Here is a 10,218-nt window from a genome sequence, read left to right as displayed (position 1 = left end):
AATTAACAACACATGAAACAAAAATTTTGGACTGCCGTATTATTATTATTTTCAACTTTTTATCTTTCTGCTCAAATACAAGATTTAGCAAATCTAGCTGAAGGAGAACTTGAATATGAACAAATATTATACACTAAAAACAATGAAGTATACGGGTATATCTACTTTTTCAATCAAGGTAAAATAAATAATGAAATAGAAAAAGTAGAATATGTTATATTAGATAAAAAATTTCACAAGATATCCAATGGCACATTTACCAGGGAGATATTCGAGTATTTGTCTAGAACTTTAACTCATTGTAATTTTATGGATAATGATTTATTAGTAAATTACGAATTAAGTAATCCTGCTTATGATATAACAATTTGTTCCGCCAACATTATTAATATCAGAAGGAAAACTATAGATAGAGAATATTGGTATTATATTGATAGATGGAAAGATATTCCTAGAACTTATGAAAAATATATGGAAATAATTAATCCACCTATACTGTAGCCCCCCCAGAACCTTAAAAATACAAAATTCAGAATTTTTTAGAAGATTAAAAAGTGTAAATTTTGGGGAAAGTTGGGGTTACTTTTTTCAATTTATTATAAATCTGGCAAAACGAGAATTATAAATAAAAGTCCTCCCTCTTTAATTTGTTTTTCAATTTCTTTATTAAAAGATGAATAATTTTCACGTCATTGTTTTACCTATATTTTTAAGATAATTTACCTGAGTAGATTTCCCCCTTTCATGCTCAGAATTTAAAAAAATTGAAACTGCAAGCTCTCTATCAGCCTTATCTAGAATATATTTAAGTTAACAATAAATTTGTAAATACAAGAAATACACACTTAATTATTTTTATTTCTAAAATTTTTTTGAATCAAAAATACAGTATTCATAATAGTTTCAAATATTCAATAAAAATGAATACAAAAATTGTAACTTTGTTATTCTTTTGAATAACCCCATGGGAAATACATTGAAATTATCAGGCTTAGAAGTTTTCTCTGCATATCCTGGAAGCAATTTTATAAATATAGGCGAAAGGACAAATGTGACCGGATCGCGTAAATTTTTAAATCTTATAAAAAATGAAAGATATGATGAAGCGCTATCCATAGCACGAGATCAAGTGGAAGGAGGAGCTCAAATTATTGATGTATGCATGGATGAAGGCCTAATTGATGGTGTAAAAGCGATGACAACCTTTTTGCGTCTAATAGCTTCCGAACCTGATATAGCGCGAGTACCTATCGTCATTGATTCCTCCAATTGGGAAGTTATTGAAGCCGGTTTAAAAAATATTCAAGGAAAAGGAATTGTTAATTCCATAAGCCTAAAAGAAGGAGAAGAAGAATTCATAAAAAAAGCTAAAATTATTAAGCGGTACGGAGCAGCCATTATTGTAATGGCTTTTGATGAAGATGGACAAGCAGATAATTTGGAAAAACGGAAAATAATTTCCCGTCGTTCCTATGATATACTGGTTTATCAGTTAGGTTTTAACCCATCAGATATTATTTTCGATCTTAACATATTTCCAGTTGGAACGGGAATGAAAGAACACCGAAAAAATGCTCTTGATTTTTTTGAAGGCACTCAATGGGTAAAAGAAAATCTTCCGGGATGTTTCGTTTCCGGAGGAGTAAGCAATGTTTCTTTTTCATTTAGAGGAAATAATAAAGTACGTGAATCTATTAATGCGGCTTTTCTTTTCCATGCCATTACATACGGACTCGATATGGGAATTGTAAACCCTACACAATTAGCTATTTATCAAGAAATAGAACCGGAATTACTACGGAGAATTGAAGACGTATTATTTGACAAAGATGAAGACGCTACAGAAAGATTGATAGAATATGCCGAAACCGTCGTACAACAAAAAGAAGAGAAAGAGCATAAAATAGAAGAATGGAGAACCTGGAGTGTTGAAAAAAGATTGGAATTTGCTTTAATCAAAGGAATCGCAGAGTATATAGAAAAAGACGTTGAAGAGGCACGCTTGCAAGCAAATAAACCTCTCGATGTTATTGAGGGGCCTTTAATGGATGGAATGAATACTGTTGGAGAATTATTTGGTGCAGGGAAAATGTTCCTTCCACAAGTTGTTAAAACAGCAAGAGTGATGAAAAAAGCCGTAGCCTACTTGCAACCTTATATTGAAGCTGAAAAGAATGGAGATTCCCAATCTAATGGACGTATTCTTATGGCTACCGTAAAAGGAGATGTACACGATATTGGTAAAAATATAGTTGGTGTAGTGCTCGCCTGTAATAATTATGAAATCATTGACTTAGGGGTTATGGTTCCCAAAGAAAAAATTATTGAAACCGCAATTAAAGAAAATGTAGATCTAATCGGACTTAGCGGTTTAATTACCCCTTCGTTAGATGAAATGATCAGTGTAGTAGAAGAAATGGAAAGAAGAAAACTTTCTATCCCTATTATGATTGGCGGAGCTACCACCTCTAAAATACATACTGCTTTAAAAATTGCCTCTAAATACAGTCATACCGTTATACATGTTTTAGACGCATCCAAATCAGTCACCGTTGCGTCATCACTGTTATCATCTCAAAGTGAAGATTTTAAGCAAAAGATTTTCGAAGAATATACCTATCTCAGAGAAGGTTATATTAATAGAAGTGCGGAAAAAGAATACTTAACCTTGGAACAAGCTCGTTCTAATAAATTTAACATTAATTGGTGCCAATATATTCCTTATAAACCTAACGAACTTGGAATACAAGTAATTGAATCTATAAAACTGGAAGAGTTAAAAGATTACATCGATTGGCAACCATTTTTCAGAACTTGGCAACTTACCGGAAAATATCCGGATATATTCTCAGATAAAACCATAGGCAAAGAAGCCACCAGCTTATATAATGATGCCTTGAAAATGATCGAAAAAGTAATTCATGAAGAATTACTACAACCCAAAGCCGTATTGGGTTTATTCAAAGCAAATTCCAATACGCAAGACGATATTGAGATATATTCAAATGAAAATATTAAAATTAATACATTCAGAACTTTACGACAACAAACAAAAAAGTCAGATGGATCTCCAAATTTAGCCTTATCTGACTTTATATTACCCATAAATGAGGAAAAGACACATGATTATATAGGTTGTTTCGTCGTAACGATATTTGGAGCAGAAGCTTTAGCAAAACAATACGAAGCCATTAATGACGATTATTCCTCTATCATGATAAAAGCTGTTTCTGACAGATTTGTAGAAGCTTTTGCCGAATATTTACATTTAAAAGTTCGTAAAGAAATTTGGGGGTATGCACCCGATGAAGCCCTGGATAATAAATTACTTTTTAAAGAAAAATATCAAGGTATACGTCCAGCTCCCGGATATCCAGCCTGTCCTGATCATTTAGAAAAATTAACAATCTGGGAATTGCTTGACGTCAATAATACCATAGGTGTACAATTAACAGAAAGTCTCGCTATGTTTCCTGCTTCATCCATTTCAGGATATTATTTTGCCAATCCGCAATCTAAATATTTCGGTTTAGGTAAAATTACTCAAGGACAAGTAGAGGATTACGCAAAACGTAAAGAAATAAAATTAGAAGATGCTCAATATTGGCTTCAACCTAATTTAGCTTAATTTAAGAACATTTAAAAGTAAGCTATAGTAATTTTAACTAGGCTTTACATTAAAAGCATTTATCATAAATTATTTTTTGTCGAAGACAAAATAACAGCATATAAAATAAATATTGACAACCATGTCTTGATTTATTATTGCTATGGTATAGTATAACAAATCGTAATTTATCTAAAAAAGAAACAATACCTTTGTATATATGAATATTCTTTTAGTTGAAGACGATTTAAGAGTTTCGGAACTAATTAAAAAGGGGCTAACTGAGCAAGGTTTTACTCTTACTTTAGCCTATGACGGCTTATCGGGAAAAAAATTACTTGCTAGCAAAGAATTTGATTTGCTGATTACTGATATTATAGTACCGAATATAAATGGAATTGAGCTATGTAAAGATATAAAAACGATAAAACCCGAGCTACCCATTATTATGTTAACGGCTTTGGGGACTATGGACGATAAAATTGAAGGTTTTGATGCCGGAGCTGATGATTATCTGGTAAAACCTTTTGAAATGAGAGAATTAATAGCAAGAATCAAAGCGCTTTTAAAAAGATCTTTGAAAAATAAAGCGGATCTCGTCTTGAAATTTTGCGATTTGGAAATGAATTTACAAACAAAAATCGTCAAAAGAAACAATAAAGAAATAAACCTTACCCTAAAAGAATTTAAATTGCTCGAATTTCTATTGCAAAATCAAGGAAGAATTATTTCCAGAACAGAAATTGCCGAAAAAGTGTGGAATACTCATTTTGATACAGGAACAAACTTTATAGACGTTTACATAAACTATCTAAGAAAAAAGGTGGATAAAGATTTCAACAACAAACTTATTCATACAAGATCAGGAATGGGTTTCATTCTAAAATCCGAACAATGAAAATCCGTACTAAAATAACCCTTCTATTTTCACTTATTACGGCAAGTTTATTATTTATATTCGCTTCTATAATATATTATTCAGCCAAGCAAAACAGAGATAAGGAATTTTATTCCTTATTAAAAAAAGAAGCAGTCACAAAAGCAAATCTTTATTTCAAAGCAAAAGTACCAGCTCAAACCCTTCAACAAATCTATCATAATAATTATCAAACAATTCAAGAAGTAGAAGTCGCTATATATAACAAAAATTTTAAACTACTCTACCATGATGCCGTAGATATAGACTTTGTAAAAGAAACTCCTGAAATGATTGATAAAATCTATAACCAAGGAGAAATACAGTTTCATCAAGGTGATTGGCAAGTAATCGGACTAGTCTATTCTTATGAAAATAACAAGTATATAATTACGGCAGCCGCTTACGATCTATATGGATATAATGAGTTAAAATCCTTATTAAAAAATACATGTATTATTTTTATTCTTTCTATTCTTATTATATTCATTGTCGGATACTATTTTTCCAAAAAAACGCTTGAGCCGATTAAAAATTTAACGGAAAAAATGAATAAAATATCGGCACGCAAATTAAATGTAAGATTAAAAACTTCTCCTCAAAAAGATGAAATTTCGGAATTGTCAGCAACATTTAATAAAATGCTCAATCGTTTGGAAGACTCATTTGAAGCTCAAAAACATTTTGTTTCTAATATTTCCCATGAATTGCGTACGCCTATGGCAGCAATAATTGCAGAACTTGAATTATCTTTAAATAAACAAAAAACATCGGAAGAATACCGTATCGTTATTAAAAATATCTTATCTGACGCACAAAAAATCACAAAATTATCTAATAATCTTCTTGATTTAGCCAAAGCAAGTTATGACCCATCTGAAATTACTTTCAAATCTATACGAATTGATGAAATCCTTATCGATGCATGCGGTCAAGTACAACAAGCCAACACAAACTACCATACAAAATTATCCTTTGAAAATGACCAAATACATGAGAATCAGATCATAATCAATGGAAATGAATATTTGCTAAAAATAGCCTTTATAAATTTGATGGAAAATGCTTGCAAGTTTTCTGAAGACCACCAATGCAACATATCCATTTCTTTCAATAACTCAACAATTCAACTTAAATTTTCCGATCGTGGGATCGGTATACCTGAAGAAGATATACCACATATTTTCGTACCTTTTTACAGAGGGAAAAACAGAGGCTTTACCAATGGTAATGGTATAGGTCTTTCCTTAACTGAAAAAATTATTCAACTACATTCCGGAACCCTACAACTAACCAGTCAATTACATAAAGGAACTACTTTCATAATACAATTCACCCACTTACAGTAGTGACTTCTCTAATAAAATTCTAATTTTTTTTTAAAGATTTTTTAATACTCATTAACAATAAGTTACCTTACTTTTGCAAACAAAAAGTTTACAATCTGAAAAAGGTGGAGAATATGAAAATTATAAAAATTCGAAGCATATGCTTACTAATTTTAGGAGTGTGTTTGATAACTTATTCATGCCACAAACAAAATACGGAAGAAGAAAAACCTGAATATATCGTACGTGGAAATACCATTATTTTAACGGATAATTCTAACATAAAAAATCACTTAAAGGTAGAGCCCGTAAATAAAGAATGGCTAAGCCCCGATCTATCCACAGTTGGAATTGTAAGGGCGATACCTACCGGTTATGCCGAAATAGTTCCTCCCTTTGCCGGAAGAATTACTCAATCATTCGTGAAACTAGGACAAAAAGTGAATATAGGTTCTCCCCTTTTTGCCATTAGCTCTCCCGAATATTTCAACGCACAAAAAGATTATTTCGAAGCTCAACAAGAATATTCCTTATCTAATTTAAATTTAAAAAGACAAAAAGATTTATTACAACACGGAGTAGGAATACAACGAGTAGTGGAAGAGGCGAAAACTGATTATGAAACTAAAAAATCGGCACTTGAAAATGCAACTGCAGCATTAAAAGTTTTCAATATAAATCCAAGCAATTTAAAATTAGGTCAACCACTGGTTGTTAGCTCCCCTATCAAAGGAGAAATTATTACAAGTAACATAGTTATCGGTCAATATATAAAAGAAGAGGCAGAGCCTATTGCAACGATTGCCGAATTAAATAAAGTATGGATTGCAGGTCAAATAAAAGAAAAAGATTTGGGTTTTATTAATAAATTAAGAGAAGTTACTATACAAGCGGATGCTTTTCCAACTAAAAACATAACCGGTAAAATATTCCATGTAAATGAAATGGTTGATGAGGACACTCGTAGCGTAGAGGTATTGGTGGAATGCGACAATTCAGACAAAATCTTAAAACCCGGAATGTATGTTAACGTACATTTCAAAAATGAACCGGAAGAAACCCTTACCGTACCTACCAAGGCTATATATCAGGTTAACGATGATCAATTTGTTTTTGTTCAAATTGATAAAAATAAATTCGTAAAGAAAAAAGTCCAAACCAAAGACATATCAAAGGATAAAACCGAAATTAAAAACGGTATTAATGCCGGTGAAAATGTAGTTACCGAAGGAGGAATTTATTTACTAGAGGCCCAATAAATCAAAAGAAATACTATGAATAAACTTATTCAAACAACTATACATAAACGTTGGGTGCTCATAGCCCTTTTCGTCATGCTGGCTATATTTGGATATTATTCTTGGAAGCATCTCTCTATTGAAGCATATCCAGATATTGCCGATGTAACCTCACAAGTAGTAACCCAAGTACCGGGATTGGCGGCTGAGGAAATAGAACAACAAATAACCATTCCTGTGGAACGTGCGCTTAATGGACTTCCGGGAATGCATGTCATGCGAAGTAAAAGCACGTTCGGTCTATCAATTATAACCATAGTGTTCGAAGACGGTGTAGATGATTATTGGGCTAGAATGCGAATTCAAGAACGGCTAAACGGAGTAGAACTTCCCTATCAAGCAAGTCCGGAATTAGATCCCCTTACTTCACCGATTGGAGAAATCTATCGATACATCATTGAAAGCAAAACGCACGATCTTCGCGAATTGACCGATTTACAAAACTTCGTTATCATACCAAGAATTAAGCAAGTGGCCGGCGTGGCAGATGTTACAAATTTTGGAGGAATAACAACCCAATTTCAAATTGAACTGGAACCAAAAAAGTTAGATCAATATAAACTCTCTTTAGGAGATGTTATTAAAACAATTGAAAATAATAATGTTAATGCAGGTGGAAGTATTTTACCCCATGGAGATTTAGGATACGTAATTAGAGGAATCGGTTTGGTTAAAAACTTAGACGATATTGGTAAAATAGTGGTAAAATCAGAAAATGGAGTTCCCATTTTATTGAATGACATAGGAAAACTCAAATACGGCAATATTGAACGAAAAGGAATTTTAGGATACACTGATAAAAAAAGAAATTACTCTGAAAGTATTGAAGGAATTGTACTCCTATTGAAAGGACAAAATCCATCGAAGGTTTTGGAAGGAATTCATGAAGCCGTACATGATTTAAACACCCAATTATTACCTGAAGGGGTAACCATACATCCGTTCTTAGACAGAACCGAATTAGTCAATACAACCTTACATACCGTATCTCATACTCTCTTTGAGGGAATGTCTCTTGTCATCATTGTTTTGATCGTTTTTCTAGGAAGTTGGAGAGGAGCATTATTAGTGGCCGTTACCATCCCTCTTTCACTCCTTATCGCGTTTATTCTCATGTATTTTACGCATATTCCTGCCAATTTATTATCTCTAGGAGCTATAGATTTCGGAATAATTGTAGACGGAGCTATTGTAATGATGGAAACCATTCTTCGCAAACGTGAAGAGGAACCAGATAAAGAACTTCAGGAAAAAACAATAGCACAAAGAGCATCTGAAGTGGCAAAACCTATTTTATTCTCAACAATTATCATTATTACTGCCTATTTGCCACTATTTGCTTTTGAAAGAGTAGAAAAAAAATTGTTTACTCCTATGGCTTTCACCGTCAGCTATGCACTTTTCGGGGCCTTACTTGTCGCCTTATTGCTTATACCTGGATTAGCTTATTTTATTTACAAAAGACCTCAAAAGCTTTATCACAATAAATGGTTAGAAAAATTGACCGAAAAATATTTTGCAGGCATTAAAAAGATCATGAGATCGCCGAAAAAAATATTTCTTCCTTTAGGAATTCTATTAGGAATTACGTTTTTATTAGCTTTTTATGTAGGAAAAGATTTTCTTCCCCCATTAGATGAAGGTTCTATATGGCTTCAAGTACAACTTCCTCCAGGAATTTCAGTGGAAAAATCAAAAGAACTTAGTGATACTTTACGGGCGCGAACTATGAAATATGATGAAGTTACCTATATCACAGTTCAAGCAGGAAGAAATGATGACGGAACAGATCCATGGACTGCTTCCCATTTTGAAGTTTCTATCGGATTAAAACCTTACAAAGAATGGAAAAGAGGGAAAACCAAATACGATCTTATTGCTGAGTTGGAAAAAGAATATGAAAAACTTCCCGGTTTTACCGTTGGATTCTCTCAACCCATGATTGATGGAGTGATGGATAAAATATCCGGTGCCCATAGTGAACTAGTTGTTAAAATATATGGAGACGATTTTAGCGAAACCAGAAGAATTGCTGAAGATGTGCTAAAAACTTTAAAAAACGTGAAAGGCGCGGTAGATTTAGCTATCGATCAAGAACCTCCTTTACCTCAACTTCAAATCGTTGCCAATAGGGATAAAATTGCGCAATATGGACTTAATGTTGCCGATGTGGCTGAACTAATTGAAGTTGCCATTGGAGGTAAAGCCATTTCGCAAATATTTATAGGCAATAAAGTTTACGATATTATATGCCGTTATGATGAAAACAGTAGAAATACTCCTGACAAAATATCAAACCTAATGCTTACCTCCGATACGGGCGCCAAAATACCACTTTCTCAAGTCTGTGATATAAAGTTAAGTACAGGAGAAAGCACAATTACTAGGGAAATGAATAAAAGACATTTAACGGTAAAGCTTAATTTAAGGGATCGAGATTTAGGAAAATTTTTGGTAGAAGCACAAAATAAAATTGAAAAAAATGTGAAATACAATCATGAAAAATATCAAATTAAGTGGGGAGGACAATTTGAAAACCAGAATAGAGCTTATGCGCGCTTAGCATTTATCATTCCTTTATCTCTGGGAATTATGTTTATTTTATTGTATAGCGCCTTCGGAAATTTTAGACAAGCCGGATTACTTATGAGCATTGTCCCTTTAGCTTTATTTGGTGGAATGCTAGCGTTAAATATTAGAAACATGACTTTAAATGTTTCTTCCGCCGTAGGATTTATTGCTTTATCGGGCGTAGCAATACAAAATGGAGTGATTATGATATCTCATATTAATTTTTTACGAAAACAAGGTTTTTCACTTTTTAATGCCGTAATAATGGGAGCAAAAGACCGCTTCAGGCCTGTATTAATGACTGCTACTGTAGCAATTTTAGGGTTACTGCCGGCTTCTTTAGCTACAGGTATTGGTTCTGATGTACAAAGACCATTGGCTACAGTAATCGTATATGGTCTTTTATTTTCAACTGTTATAACACTATTTGCCTTACCTGCTTTATATTACATTATAGAAACCAAATGGGGTAAAGATTCAGCAGAAGACTCTTAAAAA

6 protein-coding genes are annotated in these 10,218 nt (G+C 32.8%); all 6 read left to right on the top strand.

What is annotated here, in order from left to right; genetic code table 11:
* The first annotated feature begins 12 nt into the window (after positions 1–12).
* The gene (locus M3Z80_RS01110) at positions 13–501 is read left to right on the top strand and encodes a hypothetical protein (protein ID WP_293916723.1); all 489 of its coding nucleotides are present in this window, start codon (positions 13–15) and stop codon (positions 499–501) included.
* A 463-nt stretch (positions 502–964) separates the two neighbouring features.
* A complete protein-coding gene (gene metH, locus M3Z80_RS01105; protein WP_293916721.1) occupies positions 965–3,628 on the top strand; it encodes a methionine synthase in 2,664 nt (887 codons plus the stop codon).
* A 199-nt stretch (positions 3,629–3,827) separates the two neighbouring features.
* The gene (locus M3Z80_RS01100) at positions 3,828–4,505 is read left to right on the top strand and encodes a response regulator transcription factor (RefSeq protein ID WP_293916720.1); all 678 of its coding nucleotides are present in this window, start codon (positions 3,828–3,830) and stop codon (positions 4,503–4,505) included.
* Positions 4,502–5,872 (top strand): sensor histidine kinase, encoded by a 1,371-nt coding sequence (locus M3Z80_RS01095; RefSeq protein WP_293916719.1) that lies wholly within the window; start codon positions 4,502–4,504, stop codon positions 5,870–5,872. The genes M3Z80_RS01100 and M3Z80_RS01095 overlap by 4 nt, the downstream gene beginning before the upstream one ends.
* Positions 5,873–5,985: 113 nt before the next feature.
* On the top strand, positions 5,986–7,110 hold the full coding sequence (locus tag M3Z80_RS01090) for an efflux RND transporter periplasmic adaptor subunit (RefSeq protein WP_293916716.1): 1,125 nt from the start codon (positions 5,986–5,988) through the stop codon (positions 7,108–7,110).
* Positions 7,111–7,125: 15 nt separating this feature from the next.
* A complete protein-coding gene (locus M3Z80_RS01085) occupies positions 7,126–10,215 on the top strand; it encodes an efflux RND transporter permease subunit (RefSeq protein WP_293916714.1) in 3,090 nt (1,029 codons plus the stop codon).
* Positions 10,216–10,218 lie beyond the last annotated feature (3 nt).

It is taken from the genome of Apibacter sp., assembly GCF_025291155.1.
GTDB lineage: Bacteria > Bacteroidota > Bacteroidia > Flavobacteriales > Weeksellaceae > Apibacter.
Note: the sequence above shows the minus strand (reverse complement) of the source record. Positions and strands in the feature narration are given on the sequence as shown.

Excerpts from the sequence above, each read along its gene's own strand:
- M3Z80_RS01110 (WP_293916723.1), top strand. The coding sequence starts at position 13 with ATGAAACAAAAATTTTGGACTGCCGTATTATTATTATTTTCAACTTTT.
- metH (WP_293916721.1), top strand. The coding sequence starts at position 965 with ATGGGAAATACATTGAAATTATCAGGCTTAGAAGTTTTCTCTGCATAT.
- M3Z80_RS01100 (WP_293916720.1), top strand. The coding sequence starts at position 3,828 with ATGAATATTCTTTTAGTTGAAGACGATTTAAGAGTTTCGGAACTAATT.
- M3Z80_RS01095 (WP_293916719.1), top strand. The coding sequence starts at position 4,502 with ATGAAAATCCGTACTAAAATAACCCTTCTATTTTCACTTATTACGGCA.
- M3Z80_RS01090 (WP_293916716.1), top strand. The coding sequence starts at position 5,986 with ATGAAAATTATAAAAATTCGAAGCATATGCTTACTAATTTTAGGAGTG.
- M3Z80_RS01085 (WP_293916714.1), top strand. The coding sequence starts at position 7,126 with ATGAATAAACTTATTCAAACAACTATACATAAACGTTGGGTGCTCATA.